Here is a 22,851-nt window from a genome sequence, read left to right as displayed (position 1 = left end):
GGCGGACGGGGCACACGGCTCACGCCCGCGGCTGGTGCCCACGAGGAGGTCCGCGGCAGTGACCAGTCAGGTCGATCAGTCAGAAGCGGTGGACGGCCCGGACGGCGGCGAGGGCCGCTCCGGGTCCGGTGAGGGCCGCTCCGGCCCCGCCGTGCCGGCCGGTCCGCAGCCCAGGCGCGCCAAGCCGATCCGCAGATTGGACCGGGTGATCATTCGGTTCGCCGGGGATTCCGGTGACGGCATGCAGCTCACCGGTGACCGTTTCACCTCGGAGACGGCTTCCTTCGGTAACGACCTCTCCACTCTGCCCAACTTCCCGGCCGAGATCCGGGCGCCCGCCGGGACGCTTCCGGGGGTCTCCTCGTTCCAGTTGCATTTCGCCGATCACGACATCCTGACTCCGGGGGACGCGCCGAACGTTCTGGTGGCGATGAATCCGGCGGCGTTGAAGGCGAATGTGCCGGATCTACCGCGGGGTGCGGAGATCATCGTGAATACCGATGAGTTCACGAAGCGGGCGTTGGCAAAGGTGGGGTATGCGGCTGATCCTCTGGGCGACGGCTCGTTGGAGGCGTATCACCTGCACAGGGTGCCGCTGACCACGCTGACGCTGGAGGCGTTGAAGGACAGTGGGTTGGCCCGCAAGGACGCGGAGCGGGCGAAGAACATGTTCGCGTTGGGTCTGTTGTCCTGGATGTATCACCGGCCGACGCGGGGGACGGAGGCGTTCCTGCGGGGGAAGTTCGCGAAGAAGCCGTTGATCGCGGAGGCCAATGTCGCGGCGTTCCGCGCGGGTTGGAACTTCGGTGAGACGACGGAGTCGTTCGCGGTGTCGTACGAGGTGGCGCCGGCGCGGTTGCCGGCGGGTCGTTACCGCAACATCTCGGGGAATCTGGCGTTGTCGTACGGTCTGGTGGCGGCGGCGGAGCGTTCGGGGTTGCCGTTGTTCCTGGGGTCGTATCCGATCACTCCGGCGTCGGACATTCTGCACGAGTTGAGTCGGCACAAGGACTTCGGTGTGCGGACGTTCCAGGCGGAGGACGAGATCGCGGGGATCGGCGCGGCGTTGGGCGCGGCGTTCGGTGGCGCGTTGGGTGTGACGACGACGTCGGGTCCGGGTGTGGCGTTGAAGAGCGAGACGATCGGTCTGGCGGTGTCGTTGGAGTTGCCGTTGTTGGTGGTGGACATCCAGCGTGGTGGTCCGTCGACGGGGTTGCCGACGAAGACCGAGCAGGCGGATCTGTTGCAGGCGATGTTCGGGCGCAATGGTGAGGCCCCGGTGCCGATCGTGGCTCCGGCGACTCCGGCGGAGTGTTTCGACGCGGCGTTGGAGGCGGCGCGGATCGCGGTGACGTACCGGACTCCGGTGTTCCTGCTGTCGGACGGGTATCTCGCGAACGGGTCGGAGCCGTGGCGGATCCCGGAGGTGGATGACCTGCCGGTGATCGCGGCGGACTTCGCGACGGGTCCGAATCGTGAGGACGGTTCGTTCTGGCCGTACCAGCGTGATCCGCGGACGTTGGCGCGGCCGTGGGCGGTGCCGGGTACGCCGGGTCTGGAGCACCGGATCGGGGGGATCGAGAAGCAGGACGGTACGGGGAACATCTCCTACGATCCGGCCAACCACGATTTCATGGTCCGTACCCGGCAGGCCAAGGTCGACGGGATCGCGGTGCCCGAGGTCGAGGTCGACGATCCCAGTGGCGAGGCCCGCGTCCTGGTCCTCGGCTGGGGCTCGACCTACGGACCGATCACCGCGGCCGTGCGCCGGGTCCGGGCCGACGGTGAGCGCATCGCGCAGGCGCACCTGCGGAACCTGAATCCCTTCCCGGCCAACCTCGGCGCGGTGCTGAAGAGCTATGACAAGGTCATCGTGCCGGAGATGAACCTGGGGCAGTTGGCGCTGTTGTTGCGCGCCAAGTACCTGGTGGACGCGGAGTCCTACAACCAGGTGCGCGGACTGCCCTTCAAGGCGGCCCAGTTGGCGGATGTGCTGGGGGCGGCGATCGGGAGCCTGGAGGCATCGGCGAGCGGTTCGGGTGGCGGCCGGGAAGACGGTCCGGCGCGTGCTCCGGGCAGCGAGTCGGTGAGTGGTTCGGTGGGTGGCTCGGCGAGTGGTTCGGTGGGCGGCTCGGCGATCGGTGCCGTGGACGAGGAGGACAACCGATGAGTGAGCAGTTCCCCTCCTTGAAGTTGGTGCCGAAGGCCGAGGCGCCGCAGAGCGCCAAAGAGTTCAAGACCGATCAGGAGGTGCGGTGGTGCCCCGGGTGCGGGGACTACGCGATCCTGGCGGCGGTGCAGTCGTTCATGCCGGAGTTGGGGATCAGGCGGGAGAACACCGTCTTCGTCTCGGGCATCGGGTGTTCCTCGCGCTTCCCGTACTACATGAACACCTATGGTGTGCACTCGATCCACGGGCGTGCGCCGGCCATCGCGACGGGGTTGGCCTCCACGCGGCAGGACCTGAGCGTCTGGGTGGTGACGGGGGACGGTGACGCCCTCTCGATCGGCGGCAATCACCTGATCCACGCGCTGCGGCGGAACGTCAACCTGAAGATCCTGCTGTTCAACAACCGGATCTACGGTCTGACCAAGGGTCAGTACTCGCCGACCAGTGAGGTCGGGAAGATCACCAAGTCCACGCCGATGGGCTCGTTGGACGCGCCGTTCAACCCGCTGTCGCTGGCGATCGGCGCGGAGGCCTCCTTCGTCGCCCGGACCATCGACTCCGACCGTCAGCACCTCCAGTCCGTGCTGCGAGCGGCGGCGGAGCACGAGGGCACGGCGCTGGTGGAGATCTACCAGAACTGCAACATCTTCAATGACGGGGCCTTCGAGGTCCTGAAGGACCCGGGAACCCGGGAGGAGGCCCTGGTCCGTCTGGAGCACGGGCGGCCGGTCCGGTTCGGCGCGGACCTGTCCCGGGGCGTCTTCCGGGCCGCGGACGGCGAGTTGTACGTCGGCGCGGTGACCGCCGACAACGCGGCCTCGGTGGTCGTGCACGACGCCCACGCGGCCGGCCCGGCGGGGGCGTTCGCGCTCTCCCGGATCGCCGACGCGGACACCCTGCACCACACCCCGATCGGCGTGCTCCGCAGCGTCCGCCGCCCGGTGTACGACGAACTGATGGCCGAGCAGCTGACGGCGGCGGTGGCGCAGCGTGGCCCGGGGGACCTCGGCGCACTGCTCGCGGGCAGTGACACCTGGACGGTGGACTGACCGGACCGACCTCCCCGGCAGCCCCGGCTCGACGGAAGCGACGGTGTCCCCCGGCTCTGCCGGGGGACACCGTCGTCCTGTTACTGCTGCACCCACTCGACCAGTTGGATCACCACGCCGTTCGGGTCGGTGACCTGGAAGAGGTTCTCGCCCCACGGCTCCTCGCGCAGCGGCATGGTGATCCTGACGCCCTCGCTCCGGAGCCGGGCCTCCTCGCCGGCCAGGTCGGTGACGACGAAGGCCAGGATCAGCCCGGCCGCGCACTGGTCCCGGACGTCCTCGGGCAGTACCTCGATACCGCGCCGCAGGTAGACGACGTTCATCCCGGCGTCCTCACGGCCGAGTGAGACGAAACCGTCGGCTGCCATCTGCTCGGTGAAGCCGAAGTGCTTCTGAAGGAAGTCGGCGGAGGCGGCGACGTCTGTGACGGTGAGCGAAACAGCGGAGCCGGTGATCTGCATCAGGGGGTGCCCTTTCGTCGGCGATTATCCCGTACGCAGTACACTGTACAACGTATGGAGAATTGCGGTAGGGCTGTTTCCGGTCATGCCGGTGGCTGGAAACCCGCGAGAGCCCGGCGGCCGATCGGCGTCGGCGACTTGCTGCCTGCTGCCTGCTGCCTGCGACCAGAAGCCTGCCAACCGGCTTTGCGCGAGGAAGTGTCGCGGGGGCGGTCCGGCCTGGGCTGCCGTGGGGGCGCGATGGTGGATCGGCGCTCCTCCTGGAACGTCGGGAGGGCTCAGCCGATGCCGGGGAGGGGGTCCTGGTCGACCTCGTGACGGGGGACGCGTTCGGCGGGATCGCGGCACTCCGGGCCGAGTCGGAGAATCCGCGACTCGGGGTCGTGGAGCGGTCGGTGGCAGCGGCGGCAGGTGACCCGGGGGCGTACGACCTCGGGCGAAGCGGTGCCGGGAAGTGGTTCGGGCCGGGGTTCGGGCCGGGGTTCGGGGTGGGCGTCGGGCCGAGGGCCGGGGGCGGTATTGGTCATGGGGCCGACGGTAGCCGGGCGGGCGTCGTGAAAGGATCTCCCCATGCCCAGCGACCGCAGCAGCGCAGGAGATCCGGCGCGTACCCTCGCCCTGCTCTGGGGGCTGACGGCGGAGGAGAAGCCGGGGCGGCGCGGGCCTCGGCAGGCACGGTCCACGGCCGAGATCGCCGCGGCGGCGATCGCGCTCGCGGACGCCGACGGCGTCGATTCCGTGACGATGCGGCGCGTCGCCCAGGAGCTCGGGCTCTCCCCGATGGCGCTCTACACCTACGTCCCCGGCAAGGCCGAGCTGCTCGACCTGATGCTGGACACCGTCTACGCGACCATGCCGCGCAGCACCCCGGTCGACGAGGGCTGGCGGGCCGGGGCCGCCGCGGTCGCGGACGACAACCGTGCGCTCTATCGTGCTCACCCCTGGGTGGCGAGCGTCTCGACCAGTCGTCCGCCGCTGGGGCCGGGGCTGATGGGGAAGTACGAGTACGAGTTGCGCGCCCTGGAGGGCACCGGCCTGCCGGACGTGGAACTGGACGCCGCGCTCACCCATCTGCTGGGCTTCGTCCAGACCTGTGCCCGGATGGGCGCCGACGAGCGTGCCGCGCAGCAGGACAGCGCGATGACCGATGAGCAGTGGTGGGTGGCGAACGCGGATCTGCTGGCCCGGGTGTTCGACCCCGAGCGGTTCCCGGTCGCGGCCCGTGTCGGTGCGGCCGCCGGCGAGGTCCACGGCGGCGCGTACAGCGCGGATCACGCGTACGCCTTCGGTCTGGCGCGGGTGCTGGACGGGCTCGCGCTGCTGATCGAGGAGCTGCGGCGCTGACGACGCACGAATCTGTAGACCGGTCGGTCCGTTTTGGGCTCTTTAAGTAGACCGATCTGCATATTCGAGTGCGCGGTACCAGGATCCGGCGTCCCGGCACGGTGAACTCTGTAGACCGGTCGACATATTCACCCCGGGAACGTCACCGAAGGCACCCTTGGTCGCCTGCTCTCTGTAGACCGATCTGCATATGTAGACCGACCGACATAAAAAGTGCCCCGGGCGGGCGCCATCAGGGCTCAGCGCGGGCGGGTGTCGTACGCGGCGCGGGCGGTCTGCACGGCGGGGACGCGGCTCTCCGACCAGTGGGCGAGGGCCGTCACCAGCTCGGCGGCCTCCCGGCCGAGCGGGGTGAGGCTGTAGTCCACGCGCGGCGGGATCACCGGGTGGGCCTCGCGAAGGACGAAGCCGTCGCGCTCCAGGGTCTGGAGGGTCTGCGCCAGCATCTTCTCGCTCACCCCCGAGACCCGGCGCCGCAGCTCGCTGAAGCGGTAGCCGCGCTCGTTCAGCGCCGCCAGCACCAGGACGCCCCAACGGCTGGTGACGTGCTCCAGCACTCCGCGCGATGGACACATCCGGTCGTAGACGTCCGGCGGGGGCAGCTCGCCGAGAGGCGTGGTCGAAGGGGGCGCGGCTCGGGTGGCTTCGTCCTGGATCATTACCTGCATGTCAGTACCCTACTTTGAAGTGCGTACTTTCGATAGGTTAGTGCCACCCCTAGGGTGAGTGTCGAAGCGAAAGCCCAACGGGCAGCGGCCCGACCCGATCGAGGGAGCAGCACCATGTATGTCGTCACCGGAGCCACCGGACAGCTCGGCCGGCTGGTCGTCGAGGGCCTGCTGGCCAAGGTTCCCGCCCAGGAGGTGGCGGTCGCGGTCCGTTCCGCCGAGAAGGCCGCGGACCTCGCCGCGCGCGGTGTGACCGTCCGCGTGGTCGACTACGACCGGCCGGAGACCCTGGCGGGTGCCTTCGCGGCAGGCGACCGGGTGCTGCTGATCTCGGGCAGCGAGGTCGGCCGCCGGATCCCGCAGCACACCGCGGTGATCGAGGCGGCGCGCGCTGCCGGTGTCGCGCTGCTCGCGTACACCAGTGCGCCCGGTGCGGCCACCTTCCGGCTGGCCGACGAGCACAAGGTCACCGAGGCGGCGATCCGGGAGTCCGGTCTGCCCTTCTCCTTCCTGCGCAACGGCTGGTACACCGAGAACTACCTGGGTGACGCGGCCGGCACGGCGGCGCGTGGCGCGGTGGTCGGCAGCGCTGGGCAGGGCCGGGTGGCCAGTGCCCCGCGCCGGGACTACGCCGACGCGGCGGTCGCGGTGCTGGTCGGCGAGGGCCGGGGGAGCGGTCACGAGAACACGGTGTACGAGCTCAGTGGCGACGTCGCGTGGAGCCTTCCGGAGCTGGCCGCCGAGTTGGCGCAGGCCTCGGGCCAGCCCGTCGAGCACCGCGAGGTGACCCCGGCCGAGCACCGTGCGGTCCTGGTCGGTGCCGGCCTTCCGGAAGGCTTCGCCGAGATCCTGGTGGACGTGGACGCGGGCATCGCGCGCGGCGAGCTGGCCGGTACTTCGGGCGACCTGGCCCGGCTGATCGGTCGCCCGACCGTCCCGCTGGCGGAGAGCGTGCGGACGGCGTTCGGCGCCTGACGCTCGCCGGGGGAGGCGCCGAGTGCCGGAGGGTCCGCGCCCGCGTGTCCTCCGGAGCGGCCCGGCCGTCCCATGTCATGAGCAAAAAGCAAATACGGAGATGACAGGCTGCCCCCGCGCCCGCTACCGTCGGCTCGACATACGCGCGCGCGGAGGGCAGGCCGTCCATGGCAGAGAACACCCAGCAGGAGGCCGGCCGGGGCCTTTGGTACGGCCTGGCCGCCTACGGGATGTGGGGGCTCTTCCCGTTGTTCTGGCCCTTGCTGGAGCCGGGGGCCGCGGACGACATCCTGGCCAACCGGATGGTCTGGTCGCTGGTCGCGGTGGTGCTGCTGCTGGTCGCGCAACGGCACTGGGGCTGGATACGCCCGCTGCTGCGCCAGCCCCGTCGGCTCGCCATGCTGGGCGGAGCCGCCGCGGTGATCTCGATCAACTGGGGCGTCTACATCTGGGGGGTCAACGCCGGTCACGTCGTCGAGACCAGCCTCGGGTACTTCATCAACCCGCTGGTCACCATCGCCTTCGGCGTGCTGGTGCTCAAGGAGCGGCTGCGGGGGGCGCAGTGGGCGGCCGTCGGCATCGGCGCCCTCGCGGTGGCGGTGCTGACCATCGGCTACGGGCGGCTGCCCTGGATCGCGCTGACCCTGGCGTTCTCGTTCGCCACCTACGGGCTGCTGAAGAAGAAGGTCGGGCTGAGCGGGCTGGAGAGCCTGGCCGCCGAGAGCGCCTTCATGTTCCCGTTCGCGCTCGGTTACCTGATCTACCTGGAGGTCTCCGGTCGCGGCACCTTCGGGCACACCGTGGCCGGTTCGTACGGCTGGGGGCATTCGGGGCTGCTGCTGCTCAGTGGGGTGATCACCGCCGTCCCGCTGCTCTGCTTCGGTGCGGCGGCGGTCCGGGTGCCGCTCACCGTGCTCGGGTTGCTGCAGTACCTGGCGCCGGTGTTCCAGTTCCTGATCGGTGTCGCGGTGTTCCACGAGTCCATGCCGCCCGCCCGCTGGGCCGGCTTCTCGCTGGTCTGGGCCGCGCTGGCCGTGCTGACCTGGGACGCGCTGCGGCGGGTGCGGATCGACCGGGCGCAGCGGGCGGCCGCCCTGACCCGGCCGGTGGCCGCCGCGCCGGCCGACGGCATCCCGGTGGCCGACGCCCCGGCCCCGGCAGCCACCCGCTGACCGGAGCCCTACCTACCGACGCCGACCAACCGCCGCCGGATGCCGGCCGACCAGGGCAACCCCGCCCCAGGCCGGCCCCAGGCCGGCCCCAGCCCAGCCCGGCCCGCGCCCGGCCCGCGCCCGGCGGCCCGGGACCGTCCGGCGGCCCCGGCGGCCCCGGCCCCGCTACGCGGTGATGTCCCGGCTGGTGAAGCGGGACCAGGCGGCCGAGCCGAAGACGGCGACGTACGCGGCCTGCAGCCCGAGGTTGTTCAGAACGCCGTCCCAGTACATCGGTTCACGCAGCAGGTCGCCGAAGCTCAGCCAGTGGTGGGTGAAGAGGAACGGCTGGATCGCGTGCAGCTGCGGGAAGCTGTCGAGGATCTGGACGGTGATCACCAGCCCGACGGTGGCGGCCATCGCCGCGATGCCGCTGCCGGTGAGCGTCGAGATGAAGAGCCCGATCGCGACGAGCCCGGCCAGCGAGGCGGCCACGACCAGCGCCACCAGTGCCGCCCGCAGCAGCGCCTCGCCCAGCCCGATCGTCTCCCCGGAGATCAGCGTGACCTCCCCGAGCGGGAAGAGCGCGGCGCCGGTCGCGAGCGCGGCCAGTGCGACCGTCGCCGTCGCCGCCAGGCAGAACACCAGACCGGCCGTGAACTTGGCGGCCAGCAACCTGGTCCGCCCGGCCGGGGCGACCAGCAGGTAGCGCAGGGTGCCGCCGGCCGCTTCGCCGGCCACCGAGTCGCCGGCGACCACACCGACCGTCATCGGCAGGAAGATCGGCAGGGCCACGGCCAGGGCGGTGAAGACCAGGAAGAGACCGTTCTGCGTCACCTGAGCGATGAAGGCCGGGCCCCCGCCACCGCTCGGCCCGTCCGTCTCGATCTTGATCACCACGCCGATCAGGATCGGCAGCACCGCCAGAATCCCCAGGAGCACGATCGTTCGCACCCGGCGGAAGGTCAGCAGCAACTCGCTGCGGAACAGGGCCAGGAACCCGGCCACCGTCTGCGGCCGACGCCCGGTCACGCGTGCCGTCGGCACGTCCGCGGCCCGCGGGGCGAAGGGTTCGACGGGCACGCCAGCCCCACCGGCCCTGCCCGCGCCACCCGTCCCGCCCGCGCCACCCGTCCCACCGGTCCCGCCCGCGCCGGTCGTCGTACCCGTCACGTCCGGAGCCTCAGCCCGCGACATCGAAGCCCTCCCCCGTCAGCGCCACGAAGGCGTCCTCCAACGTGCCCCGCTCCACTCCGAAGCCGCGCACCCGTACCCCGGCCGCGACCAGTGCCGCGCAGAGTTCCGGCAGGTGGTCCTCGGCCAGCGTGCCCAGCTCGCCGTCCACCCGGTCCTCACCCGGTAGTACGGCGGAGACCCGGTGGGCCGTCAGCACCTCGGCGGCCAGTGCCACGTCGGGGGTGCGGACCACCAGCCGGCCCTGGGCCCGGGCGGCCAGCTCGGCGACGGTGCCCTGCACCACCAGCCGGCCGCGCGACATCACCGCCGCGTGCGTGCAGACCTGCTCGATCTCGTCCAGCAGGTGCGAGGAGAGGAATACCGTCGTGCCCTCGGCCGCGACCTCCCGGATCAACGCCCGGATCTCCCGCATGCCCTGCGGGTCCAGGCCGTTGGTCGGCTCGTCCAGGACCAGCAGCTCGCGCGGCTGGAGGAGCGCCGAGGCCAGACCGAGGCGCTGCTTCATACCCAGCGAGTAGGCCCGGGCCTTCTTGCCGGCGGCGGCGGACAGTCCCACCCGGTCCAGCGCTTCGACGACCCGCTTCCGGCGGGTGCGCGGATCGGCGGTCGGATCGGCCGCGTCGAACCGGGCCAGGTTGTCCCGGCCGGACAGGAACCCGTACAGCGCCGGGCCCTCGATCAACGCGCCGACCCGCGGCAGCACGGTGGCGACGGATTGCGGCATCGACGCGCCGAGCACGGTGGCCACGCCGGAGGTGGGCGCGATCAGGCCCATCAGCATGCGGATGGTGGTGGTCTTGCCGGAGCCGTTGGGCCCGAGGAAGCCGAAGACCGAACCGCGGGGAACCGCCAGGTCGAGTCCGTCGACGGCGAGCTGGCCGCCGCGGAAGCGTTTGGTCAACCCCTGGGTCCTGATCACCTCATCGGTCGTGACGGCACCGGACAGGCCGGAGACCGCGACAGCGGCAGCAGCGGCAGCCACGGCGGCACCAGCAGAACCAACGGCACCAGCAGAACCAACGGCACCAGCAGAACCAACGGCACCAGCAGAACCAACAGCACCAGCAGCACCGACCGGAGCGGCAGAGACATCGGGAACGACGGGAACGGCCACGGGGGCCGGGCGCGCCGCGGCGCCCCGGCCCCCGGCCGGCTCCCTAACGTCCCCCGTTACGGGAGCCTGGGTCACTTACTTCACCCCGGCCGCACTCTGCAGCACCGGCAGCGTCACCGCGCCCGCGAAGACCCGGCCGTCGTCGGTGACCAGCACGTTCAGCACCTTGGTGCTGATCAGCGAGCCGCCCGCGACCGGCTTGCCGAGGGTCTTCGCCAGCGCCGCCGGGTCCTGCGGCCCGGCGGGGCCGCCCTCGCCGTGCCGGCCCTGCTTGCCCTTGGTCGGCACCGTGATGTCGCCGGTGGGCAGCTTGGCGGTCAGTACCGCGGTCCAGCCCTCGCCGATCACGTTGAGACCGTCGACGGCCCCCGGCGCGCCCTTCCGGCCCGCAGCGCCCGCCGCGTCCTTCGCGGCCTCCTCCGACAGGGCCGGCGCCGTTCCGTCGGCCTTGCCCTCCGTCACCTTGGCACCCTTGGGTGCCACGAACTCGAAGGTCTTGGCGGCCGGCTTCGCGAACGACACCTCGGTGAAGTGGACGTCCAGCACGGTGCCCCCGTCGGAGCCCTTGACCACGACCGCGAGCGGTACGCCGTTGTCGGCGGCGACCGCGATCCGCACCTCGCCGATGGTCGAACCGGACTGGGTGGGCTTCACGCTGAGCCGGTACGCCTTCTGCCCGGCCACGGTGGCCGTGCCGTCGACGGTGACGGCGGTGGTGCCCGCGCCCGCCGCGAGGAACTGCCGCGCGGCCTCCTGCGGGGTGGTCGGCACACCGGTCAGCGGGGCCTTGCCGGGGTGGCCCCCGGGCCGCGCGCCCTGAGGGCCGGTCAGGTGGAGCGCCTCGTTGGTGGCGCTGTCCCAGGCCCAGAACTGGTCGCCGTTGTGGACCAGCTCGTACCCGGCCAGGTTCTCGATCAGGCCGACCCGCTGGCGGTCCGGGCCGTCCACCGAGACCCGCAGGGTGTGCTCGCCGTCGAGCAGCGCGGCCAGCTTGGCCTCCGGCGTCGCCGCCGACGACCCACCGGAGCCGGAGCCCCCGGCCGAGGCGCCCGAGCCCGAACCCGAGGAGCCCGAACCCGAGGAGCCCTCCCCCGGAGCGCCCGACCCCGCCCCCGGAGCGGACCGCGCCCCGCCGCCGATCCCGCCGCCGGCCGCCGCGAGCAGCTGGCTCGGGACCCCGAGGTCGGCGGAGACCGACACCGTCCCGGACAGCGTCTGGGCCTGCGAGCCGAGCGCCTTCGCGACGACCTGCTCCGCCGTCAGCGTCGGCAGGTCGGGCGCGGAGTCGTCGGCGAGCGCCGGCACCAGGCCGACCCCGGCGGCGATCACCGCCGCCACCGTCACCGGTACCGCCACCCGCACCGCGGTCCGCCGCCCCGAGCGGTAGGGCACGCCACCGCCCTGCTGTCGTTCAGTCGTCGTGTCGTCCGTCATAGCGTCCAACCCCTCCGTAACCGTGAGCGACTGCTGTCCACTCCATTACAAGCCCCAAGGACGTCCGGGGCATCGCTCTGTAGGGCCAGATCCGGCTCGGCCTCCTGGCGCAGGTGACCCTGATACGGCCTCAGGGTCACCTCCTCCGGACGTACCGGAACTGGCGTAGTGTCGCGCCATGGACGCAACCTTCACCCCGACTGCGAACGCGATGCGGCGCGCCCTGCGCCGTGCCCGGGACGGTGTCGCGCTGGACGCGACAGAGGCTGCGGTGCTGCTCCAGGCCAGAGGCGCGGACCTGGTGGACCTTTGTGCGAGTGCCGCCCGGGTGCGCGACGCCGGCCTCGCCACGGCCGGCCAGCCGGGTGTCATCACGTACTCCAAGAGCGTCTTCATCCCGCTCACCCGGCTCTGCCGCGACAAGTGCCACTACTGCACCTTCGCCACCGTGCCCGGCAAGCTGCGGCGGGCCGCGCAGGGCACCGCGGGCGCGCTTCCCGGGCGGAGCCACGGGATGTTCATGTCGCCGGACGAGGTGTTGGAGGTGGCCCGGCGCGGTGCCGAACTGGGCTGCAAGGAAGCCCTGATCACGCTCGGGGACAAGCCGGAGGACCGCTGGCCCGAGGCCCGTGAGTGGTTGGACGCCCACGGCTACGACGACACCATCGCCTACGTCAGGGCGATGTCCATCCGGATCCTGGAGGAGACCGGTCTGCTGCCGCACCTCAACCCCGGGGTGCTGAGCTGGACGGACTTCCAACGGCTCAAGCCGGTCTCGGCCTCCATGGGCATGATGCTGGAGACCACCGCGACCAGGCTCTGGAGTGAGCCGGGCGGCCCGCACTACGGCTCGCCCGACAAGGAACCGGCCGTCCGGCTCCGGGTGCTGGAGGACGCCGGGCGCAGCTCGGTGCCGTTCACCAGCGGGCTGCTGATCGGCATCGGCGAGACGTACGAGGAGCGTGCGGAGTCGCTGTTCGCGCTGCGCCGGGTCTCCCGGGCGTACCACGGCATCCAGGAGCTGATCCTGCAGAACTTCCGCGCCAAGCCGGACACGGCGATGCGCGGCATGCCCGACGCCGAGCTGGACGAGCTGGTCGCCACCGTCGCGGTGGCCCGGCACATCATGGGCCCGGCCGCCTGCCTGCAGGCGCCGCCGAACCTGGTGGACGGCGAGTACGAGCGGCTCATCGGCGCGGGGATCGACGACTGGGGCGGCGTCTCGCCGCTGACGCCCGACCACGTGAACCCCGAGCGCCCCTGGCCGCAGATCGACCGGCTCGCGGAGCGGTCGGCGGCGGCCGGGTTCGAACTGCGGGAGCGGCTCGCGATCTACCCCGAGTACGTTCGGCACGGCGAGCCCTGGCTGGATCCGCGGGTGCTGCCGCACGTCCGGGCGCTGTCCGACCCGCAGACCGGTCTGGCCCGCCCGGACGCGGTGGTCCAGGGGCACCCCTGGCAGGAGCCGGAGGACCTGCCCGCCTCCTACGGGCGGACGGACCTGCACACCGCCATCGACACCGAGGGCCGCACCGGCGATCGTCGGGCCGACTTCGAGGACGTGTACGGGGACTGGCAGGTGCTGCGCGAGCAGATGCTCGCCAAGGGCGCTCCCGAGCGGCTGGCCGGCGATCTGCGCGGGGCACTGGCGGTCGCGGCCGACGACCCGACGCGGTTGACGGACGACCAGGCGCTGGCGCTGTTCCACGCGGACGGCCCGGCGCTGGACGCGCTCTGCCGGATCGCCGACGACGTGCGCCGCGCGGCGGTCGGCGAGGACGTCACCTACTGCGTCACCCGGAACATCAACTTCACCAACGTCTGCTACACCGGCTGCCGGTTCTGCGCCTTCGCCCAGCGCCGCACCGACGCGGACGCCTACACGCTCTCCCTGGAGCAGGTGGCCGACCGGGCCGCGCAGGCCTGGGAGGTCGGTGCCACCGAGGTCTGCATGCAGGGCGGGATCCACCCCGACCTGCCCGGCACCGCCTACTTCGACATCGCGCGCGCGGTCAAGGAGCGGGTGCCCGGCATCCATGTGCACGCCTTCTCGCCGATGGAGGTGGTCAACGGCGCGACCCGGACCGGACTCTCCGTCCGCGACTGGCTGCAGGAGGCCAAGGCGGCCGGGCTGGACACCATCCCGGGCACGGCCGCCGAGATCCTGGACGACGACGTCCGCTGGGTGCTCACCAAGGGCAAGCTGCCCGCCGCGACCTGGGTGGAGGTCGTCACCACCGCGCACGAGCTGGGCATCCGTTCCTCGTCCACGATGATGTACGGGCACGTGGACACGCCGGGGCACTGGCTCGGGCACCTGCGGCTGCTGGCGGAGATCCAGCAGCGCACCGGCGGGTTCACCGAGTTCGTGACGCTGCCGTTCATCCACACCAATGCCCCGGTCTACCTGGCCGGCATCGCCCGGCCCGGGCCGACCGCGCGGGACAACCGGGCGGTGGTCGCGATGGCACGCCTGCTGCTGCACCCGCACATTCCCAACATCCAGACCAGCTGGGTGAAGCTGGGGGCCGAGGGCGCGGCCGAGATGCTCCGCTCGGGCGCCAACGATCTGGGCGGCACGCTGATGGAGGAGACCATCTCGCGCATGGCCGGTTCGGCGTACGGCAGTTACAAGTCGGTCCGGGACCTCCGGGCGATCGCCGAGGCGGCCGGGCGTCCCCACCGTCAGCGCACCACCACCTACGGCGAGGTGCCCGCCGAGCGACAGGCGGCCGCCCTGGCCTCGGACGGTCACCTGCCGAAGCTGCTGCCGGTCCTGGACTGAGCGCCGCGGTCGCCGGGTTCGCCGGCCGCCGGGCCCCGGGAACCCGGCGGCCCGGTGGAGGCGTCCACGTCGTGACGGTCCGAGGAGCCGACCGCCACGACGGACGACGGACGACGGACGACGAACGGGGTCACGGTGGAGGCGACGGACGGCGGCACGGGGCTTCGGGGCCAGTGGTGGGTGGCCGGCCCGGGCGCCCGCGAAGGAGTGCGCTGGGCCGTGCTCGGCCTGTCGCTGGTGGTGGCCGTGGCCGGCTGGGGGCTGGAGGTCTACGCGCAGGAGACCCACCGGCAGCTGGTCTGGGGGTTGTGCCGTCCGAACGATCCGCTGCCCGCCCGGGTCCGGGTCGCGGCCGTCGCGGCGCCCCTGCTGAGCCTGTCGGCCTCGGCGGTCGCCGGCCTGATCGCGGCCTGGGCCCGGCGGCGTCCCGTCCTGCTGGTGGCCGCGGCCGTGGTCGCCGTGGTGCTGGGACTGCTCGGCGCGCTGGAGGCCTACGCCACTGTCGACCTGCTGGTCGGCGACCACGACAACGGGAACGGCTGCGCGCTCTGAGCGGCCGCGGGGCGGTGCGCCCCACGACCGCTCGGAGGACCGGCCGGCTCAGCCGACGAGCAACTGGCCGCGCAGGTCGCGCAGGTCCCGCGCGTCCAGGCCCAGACCGGACTTCAGGTAGCCGTCGAAGGTGCCGTACTTCTTCTGCGCCTCGTCGAAGCCGGCGGCGAGGTACTCCGCCCGGACCTCCAGCAGCGGCTTGTAGACGGCCTGGTAGGCCGGCGGCAGCTGGGCCAGGGTGGCGGCGTTCTCGGCGGCCCGGTAGGTGTTGCTGGCCAGGTAGTCGGCCTCGACGGTCGCGCGCGGCACGCCGAGGGCGGTGAGCAGCGCGGCGGAGGCCCAGCCGGTGCGGTCCTTGCCGGCGGTGCAGTGGAAGAGGACGTTCTCGTCGTCGCGCTCGACCAGGGAGTTGAGCACCGAGTGGTACGCGGTCCGGGCGCTGTCGGCGGAGACCATGGTGCGCTCGGCGTCGATCATCGCCTGGACGGCGGCCTGCGGGGTGGTGACGTTGAAGGCGCCGGTGTCGGCCACGCCGAGCACGTTGGCGTTCACGGCGGTGGCGCCGGCCGGGAGGCGGTCCGGGGCGGTCTTCTGCTCGGCGGGCGTGCGCAGGTCGAAGACGGTCCGGATGCCGAGCCGGCGCAGCTTGGCGAGGTCCGGCTCGGTGAGCTTGGAGAGGTCGCTGGAGCGGTACACGACGCCCATCCGGACCCACTGGCCGTCGGCGGTGCGGTAGCCGCCCGCGTCGCGGAAGTTGGGCGCGGAGGCGAGGTGCAGCGAGCGGTCGGCGACGACCAGCGGCGCGCCGCGGTCCGGGACCAGCTCGAAGTACCAGCGGTCGGCGGCGGCGAGGCCGGACACCGTCACGGTGGCGGTGCCGGCACCCTTGGCGACCGCCTTGCGGTGGCGGATGTCGTCCGGGTCCGTGCCGGCGTAGACGGTGACGCCGAGGGCGCCGGGGGCGGTCCAGGTCAGCGTGAAGCCGCCGTCGGCCTGCTGGGTGACGGTGGCGGCGGTGAAGGGGATGGCGTGTGCCGAGTGCCGGGCGGCGGCCGGGGCGGGGGAGCCGGCCGGTGCGGCGACGGCGAGCGCCGGGGTGCCGAGGGCCAGGGCGCCGGTGAGCGCGAGTGCGGTGGCCAGGCGGGTGCGGGAGATGGTCATGGCCCGGGACGGTAGGCAGTCCGGGGTGGTCGGCCGTGGCCTGCGCATGGCGGAACAGCAACATTTTGTTGAAGTGCTGGTGTTCGAGGGAATCGCTCGACTTGTTCAGCCATTCGAATACAGTGCGAGGGCGCGCGACCGGCCGTGCGTCGCGCGGCCCGATCCCCGGACGAAAGGCACCCCGGCGTGATGCCACTGTGGTCACGAGCCCAGCAGCAGGACTTCCGCAGCCGGGTGCGGGGCTGTCTGCTCGGCGGCGCGATCGGCGACGCGCTCGGTGCGGGCATCGAGTTCGAGTCGCTGGAGAAGATCCGCGCGGTGCACGGTCCGCACGGGGTGACCGGCTACATCCCCGCCTACGGGCGGCTCGGGGCGGTCACCGACGACACCCAGATGGTCCTCTTCACGGTGGACGGGCTGATCCGCGCCCACATCCGGCGGGACACCGGCAGCTGGCACCCGCCCACCGACCTCCACCTCGCCTACCTGCGCTGGGCCGCCACACAGCGGGACTGGGGTCCGGACGAGCGACGCGCCGACCTCGGCTGGCTCGGCCGCGAGGAGTGGCTGTACGCGCAGCGCGCCCCCGGCCAGGCCTGCCTGTCCGGCCTCTCCGGCCCGGACGCGGACCGCCTCGGCACGCTGGAGGTACCCAAGAACCCGCACTCCAAGGGCTGCGGCACGGTGATGCGGGCCGCTCCGTTCGGGCTGCTCACCACCTGGGAGCCCGGCCTGGTCTTCCAGCTGGCGGTGGAGTGCTCGGTGCTGACGCACGGCCACCCCACCGGCTACCTCTCCGCCGGTGCGCTGGCGGTGATCGTCCAGACGGTGGCCCGCGGCGGCACCCTGGAGGAAGGCGTCCACCTGGCGCTGGCGCTGCTCTCCGAGCGGCCGGCGCACGAGGAGACCACGGCGGCACTGCGGGCGGCACTGGACGCGGTGCGGGCCGGGGAGCCGTCGGCCGAGCGGGTCGAGGCGCTGGGGGAGGGCTGGGTCGCGGAGGAGGCGCTGGCGATCGGGGTGTACTGCGCACTGGTCGCCCATGACGTGCGCTCGGGCCTGCTGCTCGCGGTGAACCACTCGGGGGACAGCGACTCCACCGGGGCGATCTGCGGCAACCTGCTCGGGGTGCTGCACGGGGACACCGCCCTGCCGCCCGGTCTGGTGGCCGGCCTGGAGGGGCGCGGCGCGCTGCTCGAACTGGCCGACGACTTCGTGCTGGAGCTGATGCACGGGCCGGAGCTGCACGGCCGGGACACCCCGGAGGGCGCCGCCTGGGCGACCCGCTACCCGGTGCTGGGCTGACGGTCCGCGCCGTCCGGCGGCGGGTCCTCCGCGCGCGGGCCGTCTCCGTCCGGGCCGTCTCCGTCCCCGGACACGTAGGTGCCCGCAGCGGTGCCCGCGGCCCCGGGGGAGGGCGGCGGACACCGCTACGGGCAACTGCGCCGAGAACGGTGCGACGGCTCAGAAGCCGCCGAACACCCCTGCTCCGGCATCGATGGCGAACGCCTTCCAGGCCTCGGCCGAGAAATGCAGCTGCGGGCCCTGCGGATCCTTGGAGTCCCGTACCGCGACGGCGTCCGCCACCGGCGTGGCGATCTCCACACAGGCGCCGTTGCCGCCGCTGTGGGTGCTCTTCCGCCAGGTCGTCCCGTTCTCGAAGGTGGTGCTCATGCGTGGTATCCCTCTTCAATCGTGGCTATCAGTGACCGGCTCTCGACCACCCCGAGCGCCGCCGCCCGCAAGTGGTCGTAGAGACTGGTATAGCGGCGCACGTCGGCTTCCTTCTCCAGGTAGAGATCGCTCGTCACCCCTTCGAAGTAGACAACCGTGGAATCGGCTGACTCGGGGAACTCCAACAGGGAGAATGTCCCGGTCATGCCGGGGTGGGCGCCGTGCGAGAACGGGATCACCTGGATCGTGATGTTCGGGCGTTGGCTCAGCTCCAGCATGTGCTTCAGCTGGTCGGCCATCACCGCCCGGTTGCCCACCTCGCGGCGCAGCACCGCCTCGTCTATGACGGTCCAGAGACTGCCCAGCTGGTTCTCGCCGTTGACGCGGTCCTGGCGCTTCATCCGGACCTGCACCCGCCGCTGGACGGAGAGCGCGTCGGTGTCCGGCTGGGTGCCCTCGACCACCGCCTGGGCGTACAGGTCGGTCTGCAGCAGCCCGGGGACGAACGAGGACTCGTAGGCGCGGATCGAGGAGGCCTCGGCCTCCAGTCCGATGTAGACGCTGTACGGGGTCGGCATGTCGTTGAAGTCGTGCCACCAGCCGCGCTGCCGGGACTCCCGGGCCATCTCCATCAGGCTGGCCCGCATGGAATCGTCGGTCACGTTGTAGACGTCGCAGAGGTCGCGCACGTCGCGCTGGCTGATGCTGCGGCGCCCGTTCTCCAGTCTGCTGATCTTCGACTGGGAGACCATCAGGCGGCCGGCCACCTCCTCCGCCGTCATCGCCAGGCCCTCGCGCAGCTTGCGGAGTTCGGAGCCCAGGCGCCTGCGGCGCACGGTGGGGTTGATGTTCGCGGACACGTCGACCTCCGGCCGGACCTCTGGTGATCGTTGGAACGGCAGTCCTCGGAACACAGTGGAAATTGGGACCAACCCCCCTGACTTTGAGCAGCATGTCACCTTGGATCAGGTCGCCGCCGGGGAATCGCAGGAGCGCAGTAGAACACATCATCGGAAAAGCGCTTTGGCGAGACAGCGGGCGTCCCCGAGTGGTAGGGCGGCGGTGCGGCTCGATCGGTGGTGCTGCGGTGGCGGTGCGGTGGTCGTACGGGACGCGGTGTGCGCCCGTACACGTGCTGGTGGCACATGCTCGGGCCGACGGGACAGGGCCTCGCGGAGATGCCCCGGGCCCGCCCACCGGGACGGCGGAGGGGCGGTCGCCGGCGACTTCCGTCGCGGGCGACCGCCCCTTCTTCCTGCTGGTTGCTCACCGTCGGACGGCGGCGCGGATGGTGTGGCGTGCGCCGTCCCGCACGCTGCCCCGGATCGGCCCGGGCGGTGCTCCGGTCGCACCCGGGTGCCCGACGCGGTCGAGCGGCGGACAGTGCGGTGGTTCGGGTGGTTCGGGTGGTGCCGTGGTTCGGGTGGTGCCGTGGTTCGTCGGTGCGGTCGTGCGGTGGGCGCTGTACGGAAGGTGCGGGTGGGTCGGGGCGCTGCCGTGCGCCCGCCGCTGGCGGCGACGTGTCAGCGCACGCCGACGCGAGGCGCCACGACCCGGCCGCCGCTGCCAGTGCTGCGGCCCGCCGCACGCGGACCGGGCCGGTCCGCGCCGATCGGTGTGCCGCCGCCGCCCTGGGGTGAACGGTTCTGCTGCGAGGGCAAGCCGTTCTGCACGTCCATCACGGCGTGCGCGACCATCCCGCCCAGTGGGTCGTAACGGATCAGGTCCCGCAGCCGTGACCGCGAGGACCGTCCTTCGTTGCCCGGGTACAGGTGCTTGCCCAGACCCACCGAATGAGCCAGCGCGGCCAGCGCGGCCGTCCGCGGGTCCGGCGGTACGCCGGTGCGGATCGCCGTGTCCAGCCGCTGCTTGATCGCGGCGTTGGTGCAGTCGTCGGACGCCTGATAGCGCGTCGTCGGCAGCACGCCGCACATCTGGCCAGGCACGGCCGTGACCATGCCGCACCGTTCGAGGTGCGCCAGATACGTCTGCCTGAGCCCCAGCCGGGGCCCACCGATCCAGTGCGCCGCGCGAACCGGACTGCCGCGTCGGCGCAGCAGTTCCAGTGCGTGGTCCAGGGTCGGGTCGCCTGTCGGCCGTGGCAGTACCACGGCGATCCGATCGCCTTCCGGGACGATCCGTCCGGCCAGGGACAGCTCGACGAGCTGGGCCCCGGCGAGTCCGAGGTCGAGGGTCTGCGGCTGCGCCGTGGTACCCGTGGTCGGGTCCAAGGCGAGCAGCAAGAGTTCCTCGGGAACAGTTCTGCGGCTCTTGCCCATCCAAGCCTCCCCGCGTGGATGAATGACAGCGTGACGCCTCTCACACGGGCTTGTCGAGTACGCCTCCGAATCGTGACCTTGCGAGGGCGACGGGGAACCGACGGAGGCAGGCCCGGCGTCTGACCGGTGAACGGACCGCGGTGCGGCCGTGCGGCGGCAATAAGCGCCGGTCGGGCGGGGTGTGGGCGGCCGGAACGGTCGCCGGTGGCGGAGACTGTACAAGTACACGGGGCGGGGCGTCGGCTTCCCGAAATCGGGTCTGCCGGTGCCCCGCCGGTCGTTGAGGAGGCTGGGTTACGTGGGCGAGTCCCCCGACAGGGTGCTGCGGGACGGCGAGCGGAGCCGTGAGCGGGACGAGGAACGGGGCGGTGTCGTCGCCGGCGCCTCGGTGCCGGCGACGACCGCGGAACCGGCCGTGCCGGAGGACGCCGACGCCGCGACGGGCACCGATGCCGCGACGGACACCGAGGCGGTCGGCGCGGACGCGCCCGGGGGTCCGGGGCCCGACCCGGAGGCCGGTGCCGATGCCGCGTCGGGCGCTGGTTCGGACGCTCCGGCCACCGCGTCGGGCGCCGCTTCGGACGTCGCTGCCGTCGCCGCCGTTGAGCCGACCAGGTCCACGGGCGGGGCCACGGGCGGGGCCGCGGGCCAGGCCGGGCCGGGCTCCACGGTCCAGCTCCGTGTCCGGGATGTGGACAGCAAGACCACCGTGCTCCGCCTTCCCGTGGACAACGCGACCACCGCGCTCCGCCTCCCCGTTGACAACGCGACCACCGCGCTGCGGCTCCCCGACGAGCTCCGTTCTCCGGTGGGAACCGACGCCGGCCAGGTGGATCCGGCGGTGAAGCCGTCGGCCGACGCGCCCGCCGGCAAGCCCGGGCGCCCGACCGGTCCCGACCCGCGTCTCGCGATGCGGACGGGAGCCGCCGGCTCGGGCAAGCCCGCGGCCGCGCCCGCCGGACCTGCCGAGCCCGCCGCGCCCGCCGAATCCACCGACCCCGCCGAGCCCGCCGAGGAACCGAAGGCCGCCGCAGAGTCGAAGACTCCTGAGCAGCCGGCGGCCGCCGAGCAGCCGAAGCCTCCGCGGCCGACGGGCCGGGCCGGCCAGGTCGGGCAGACCGAGAAGTTGGAGAAGCCCCGGTCCCCGCGGGCCACCGGCCCCGGCGCGGGCACCGTGCCCGAGCCGGTCCCCGAGCCGCACCCGGCGCCCCGGCCCGTCCCCGAACCGGAGCCGGTACCCGAACCGGAGCCCGCGCCGACGCCGGCGCCGAAGCCGACCCCCGCGCCGGCCCCGAGGCCCGCCCCCGAGCCGCTCCCCACCCCCGACCCCCGGCCGCTGCCGCCCGCGCCGCCGCTGCCGAGGCCCGAGCCGCTGCCCGCCCCCGAGCCGCTGCCGGCCCCGGAGCCGTCGCCCCGTCCGGAAACGACGGCCGAGGCGATGGAGGTGCTGGCGGCGCTCAACGCGCGACCCGTCTCACCGCTACGCCGCGCGCTCAAGCGGATCACCATCTGGACCGTCTTCCTGGCCGTCGTCCTCGGTGCGGTGGTGCTCGCCCAGCTGCTCCGCCCGCTGCCGGACGCCAGGGTGAAGCTGACCGCCCCGGGCAGCTTCGGCTTCGGCGGCGACCCGCTCGACCTGGCCTGGCCGGCCAAGGGACAGTCGGCCGCCGAGGTGGTCGGTGTCGGCAGCCTCGGCAACTCCGGCCCGGAGACGCCGGCGTCGATCGCCAGTGTCACCAAGGTCATGAACGCCTACTTGATCCTCCAGTCGCACCCGCTCAAGAAGGGGGAGAGCGGCCCGAAGATCACCGTCGACAAGCAGGCGGCCCAGGAGTCCGGCAACGTCGACGAGTCCCGGGTCACCCTCACCGAGGGCCAGCAGCTCACCCAGTACGAGGCGCTGGAGCTGCTGATGCTGCCGTCGGCCAACAACGTGGCCCGGCTGCTGGCCCGCTGGGACGCCGGCTCGGAGGACGCGTTCGTCAAGAAGATGAACGACACCGCCGCCAAGTTCGGCATGGGCAACACCACGTACACCGACCCGGCCGGCTTCAGCCCGGACACCAAGAGCACCGCCAAGGACCAGCTGAAGCTGGCCGAGCAGGTGATGCAGGACGCGATCTTCCGGCAGATCGTCTCGACCCCGGACACCACCTTCAACAACCAGAAGATCTCCAACACCAACACCCTGATCTCCCCGAAGAACGGCATCATCGGCGTCAAGACCGGTTCCAGCACCCCGGCCGGCGGCTGCCTGATGTGGGCCGCCTACAAGGAGATCGGCGGGGTGAAGCGGCTCATCCTCGGCGTCACCCTGGGCCAGCCGGCGACCAGCGCCGAGCCCAGCATCCTCAAGATCGTCCAGAACGTCAGCGCCAAGCAGATCCAGGCCGCCCAGAACGGACTGACCGGCCAGACCCTCGCGAAGCAGGGTGACGTCGTCGGCCGGGTCGACGACGGGCTCGGCGGCACGGTCCCGGTCGTCGCCGCCAAGGACCTCACCGTCGCCGGGTTCCCCGGCGTCAGCGGCACGCTCACCCTCGACCCGGCGAAGATCGGCCACACGGCCAAGGCGGGAGCCCAGGTCGGCGTGCTGAGCGTGGGCGCGGGTGACGACAAGGTCGAGGTCCCGGTGGTCCTGCAGGCCGATCTGGCCCCACCGTCCATCCTGTCCCGGCTGACCCGGACGCTCTGACTCTCCGCACGGACCGCAGGACACCCCTCGGCGGGGGGGCCCGGGGGCCCCGGGACCCCCCCCGGCCCCGGGGGCGGGGGCGGGGCCCGCGGGGCGGGGGCCCCCCCCCCCGCCCCCCCCCGGCCCGCCCCCCCCGGCCCCA

19 protein-coding genes and 1 pseudogene are annotated in these 22,851 nt (G+C 72.5%); 9 read left to right on the top strand and 11 right to left on the bottom strand.

What is annotated here, in order from left to right; translation table 11 throughout:
- Positions 1 to 58: 58 nt before the first annotated feature.
- Both ACFXHB_RS12420 and ACFXHB_RS12415 read left to right on the top strand, forming a co-directional pair.
- A pseudogene (locus ACFXHB_RS12420) lies at positions 59 to 2,008 on the top strand (2-oxoacid:acceptor oxidoreductase subunit alpha); the annotation flags it as partial.
- Between the two features lie 158 nt (positions 2,009 to 2,166).
- Positions 2,167 to 3,219 carry a 2-oxoacid:ferredoxin oxidoreductase subunit beta gene (locus ACFXHB_RS12415; protein WP_380573957.1) on the top strand — a complete coding sequence of 351 codons (1,053 nt, stop codon included), beginning with the start codon at positions 2,167 to 2,169 and terminating at the stop codon, positions 3,217 to 3,219.
- An 80-nt stretch (positions 3,220 to 3,299) separates the two neighbouring features.
- On the opposite strand, the gene ACFXHB_RS12410 is transcribed toward ACFXHB_RS12415, so the two are convergent.
- Positions 3,300 to 3,680: a VOC family protein gene (locus tag ACFXHB_RS12410; protein ID WP_380573956.1), complete on the bottom strand. Its 381-nt coding sequence runs from the start codon at positions 3,678 to 3,680 to the stop codon at positions 3,300 to 3,302.
- Positions 3,681 to 3,958: 278 nt separating this feature from the next.
- On the bottom strand, positions 3,959 to 4,207 hold the full coding sequence (locus ACFXHB_RS12405) for a DUF6011 domain-containing protein (protein ID WP_380573955.1): 249 nt from the start codon (positions 4,205 to 4,207) through the stop codon (positions 3,959 to 3,961).
- A gap of 43 nt (positions 4,208 to 4,250) precedes the next feature.
- Between ACFXHB_RS12405 and ACFXHB_RS12400 the strand changes: the two genes are divergently transcribed.
- Positions 4,251 to 5,024: a TetR/AcrR family transcriptional regulator C-terminal domain-containing protein gene (locus ACFXHB_RS12400; RefSeq protein ID WP_380573954.1), complete on the top strand. Its 774-nt coding sequence runs from the start codon at positions 4,251 to 4,253 to the stop codon at positions 5,022 to 5,024.
- 239 nt (positions 5,025 to 5,263) lie between these two features.
- On the opposite strand, the gene ACFXHB_RS12395 is transcribed toward ACFXHB_RS12400, so the two are convergent.
- Complete coding sequence (locus ACFXHB_RS12395) at positions 5,264 to 5,599, bottom strand: winged helix-turn-helix transcriptional regulator (protein ID WP_380574001.1); 336 nt, start codon at positions 5,597 to 5,599, stop codon at positions 5,264 to 5,266.
- Between the two features lie 207 nt (positions 5,600 to 5,806).
- Between ACFXHB_RS12395 and ACFXHB_RS12390 the strand changes: the two genes are divergently transcribed.
- Together ACFXHB_RS12390 and rarD are read left to right on the top strand one after the other, a co-directional pair.
- Positions 5,807 to 6,667, top strand: a complete 861-nt coding sequence (locus ACFXHB_RS12390; protein ID WP_380573953.1) for an SDR family oxidoreductase — start codon at positions 5,807 to 5,809, stop codon at positions 6,665 to 6,667.
- Between the two features lie 167 nt (positions 6,668 to 6,834).
- Positions 6,835 to 7,839, top strand: coding sequence for an EamA family transporter RarD (gene rarD / locus ACFXHB_RS12385; protein WP_380573951.1), 1,005 nt, complete (start codon positions 6,835 to 6,837; stop codon positions 7,837 to 7,839).
- A gap of 165 nt (positions 7,840 to 8,004) precedes the next feature.
- On the opposite strand, the gene ACFXHB_RS12380 is transcribed toward rarD, so the two are convergent.
- From ACFXHB_RS12380 to ACFXHB_RS12365, 4 genes are all read right to left on the bottom strand, one after another.
- Positions 8,005 to 9,015, bottom strand: a complete 1,011-nt coding sequence (locus ACFXHB_RS12380) for an ABC transporter permease (RefSeq protein WP_380573950.1) — start codon at positions 9,013 to 9,015, stop codon at positions 8,005 to 8,007.
- Positions 9,002 to 9,961 (bottom strand): ABC transporter ATP-binding protein, encoded by a 960-nt coding sequence (locus tag ACFXHB_RS12375; RefSeq protein ID WP_380574000.1) that lies wholly within the window; start codon positions 9,959 to 9,961, stop codon positions 9,002 to 9,004. The genes ACFXHB_RS12380 and ACFXHB_RS12375 overlap by 14 nt, the downstream gene beginning before the upstream one ends.
- Entirely contained in the window at positions 9,931 to 10,086 is a 156-nt protein-coding gene (locus ACFXHB_RS12370) for a hypothetical protein (protein WP_380573949.1), read from the bottom strand. The genes ACFXHB_RS12375 and ACFXHB_RS12370 overlap by 31 nt, the downstream gene beginning before the upstream one ends.
- Before the next feature lie 118 nt (positions 10,087 to 10,204).
- Entirely contained in the window at positions 10,205 to 11,563 is a 1,359-nt protein-coding gene (locus ACFXHB_RS12365) for an outer membrane lipoprotein carrier protein LolA (protein WP_380573948.1), read from the bottom strand.
- 178 nt (positions 11,564 to 11,741) lie between these two features.
- Between ACFXHB_RS12365 and ACFXHB_RS12360 the strand changes: the two genes are divergently transcribed.
- Together ACFXHB_RS12360 and ACFXHB_RS12355 are read left to right on the top strand one after the other, a co-directional pair.
- Positions 11,742 to 14,348: a bifunctional FO biosynthesis protein CofGH gene (locus tag ACFXHB_RS12360; RefSeq protein WP_380573947.1), complete on the top strand. Its 2,607-nt coding sequence runs from the start codon at positions 11,742 to 11,744 to the stop codon at positions 14,346 to 14,348.
- Between the two features lie 135 nt (positions 14,349 to 14,483).
- Positions 14,484 to 14,900 (top strand): hypothetical protein, encoded by a 417-nt coding sequence (locus tag ACFXHB_RS12355; RefSeq protein WP_380573946.1) that lies wholly within the window; start codon positions 14,484 to 14,486, stop codon positions 14,898 to 14,900.
- Positions 14,901 to 14,948: 48 nt separating this feature from the next.
- Here the strand turns inward: ACFXHB_RS12355 and ACFXHB_RS12350 are convergent, their stop codons facing one another.
- Positions 14,949 to 16,061, bottom strand: a complete 1,113-nt coding sequence (locus tag ACFXHB_RS12350; RefSeq protein ID WP_380573945.1) for a tyrosine-protein phosphatase — start codon at positions 16,059 to 16,061, stop codon at positions 14,949 to 14,951.
- A gap of 189 nt (positions 16,062 to 16,250) precedes the next feature.
- Between ACFXHB_RS12350 and ACFXHB_RS12345 the strand changes: the two genes are divergently transcribed.
- Complete coding sequence (locus ACFXHB_RS12345) at positions 16,251 to 17,366, top strand: ADP-ribosylglycohydrolase family protein (RefSeq protein WP_380573944.1); 1,116 nt, start codon at positions 16,251 to 16,253, stop codon at positions 17,364 to 17,366.
- Positions 17,367 to 17,525: 159 nt separating this feature from the next.
- Here the strand turns inward: ACFXHB_RS12345 and ACFXHB_RS12340 are convergent, their stop codons facing one another.
- From ACFXHB_RS12340 to ACFXHB_RS12330, 3 genes are all read right to left on the bottom strand, one after another.
- The gene (locus tag ACFXHB_RS12340) at positions 17,526 to 17,735 is read right to left on the bottom strand and encodes a DUF397 domain-containing protein (protein ID WP_380573943.1); all 210 of its coding nucleotides are present in this window, start codon (positions 17,733 to 17,735) and stop codon (positions 17,526 to 17,528) included.
- Positions 17,732 to 18,595: a helix-turn-helix transcriptional regulator gene (locus ACFXHB_RS12335; protein WP_380573942.1), complete on the bottom strand. Its 864-nt coding sequence runs from the start codon at positions 18,593 to 18,595 to the stop codon at positions 17,732 to 17,734. Before ACFXHB_RS12335 ends, ACFXHB_RS12340 begins: the two co-directional genes overlap by 4 nt.
- Before the next feature lie 663 nt (positions 18,596 to 19,258).
- The gene (locus ACFXHB_RS12330; RefSeq protein ID WP_380573941.1) at positions 19,259 to 20,014 is read right to left on the bottom strand and encodes a GPP34 family phosphoprotein; all 756 of its coding nucleotides are present in this window, start codon (positions 20,012 to 20,014) and stop codon (positions 19,259 to 19,261) included.
- Positions 20,015 to 20,312: 298 nt separating this feature from the next.
- Here ACFXHB_RS12330 and ACFXHB_RS12325 point away from each other — a divergent pair, with 298 nt between their 5' ends.
- On the top strand, positions 20,313 to 22,709 hold the full coding sequence (locus ACFXHB_RS12325; RefSeq protein WP_380573940.1) for a D-alanyl-D-alanine carboxypeptidase: 2,397 nt from the start codon (positions 20,313 to 20,315) through the stop codon (positions 22,707 to 22,709).
- Positions 22,710 to 22,851 lie beyond the last annotated feature (142 nt).

This window comes from Kitasatospora sp. NPDC059327 (assembly GCF_042752535.1).
Taxonomy (GTDB): Bacteria; Actinomycetota; Actinomycetes; order Streptomycetales; family Streptomycetaceae; genus Kitasatospora.
The sequence above is the reverse complement of the archived record's forward strand: the minus strand, read 5'-3'. Positions and strand labels throughout refer to the sequence as shown.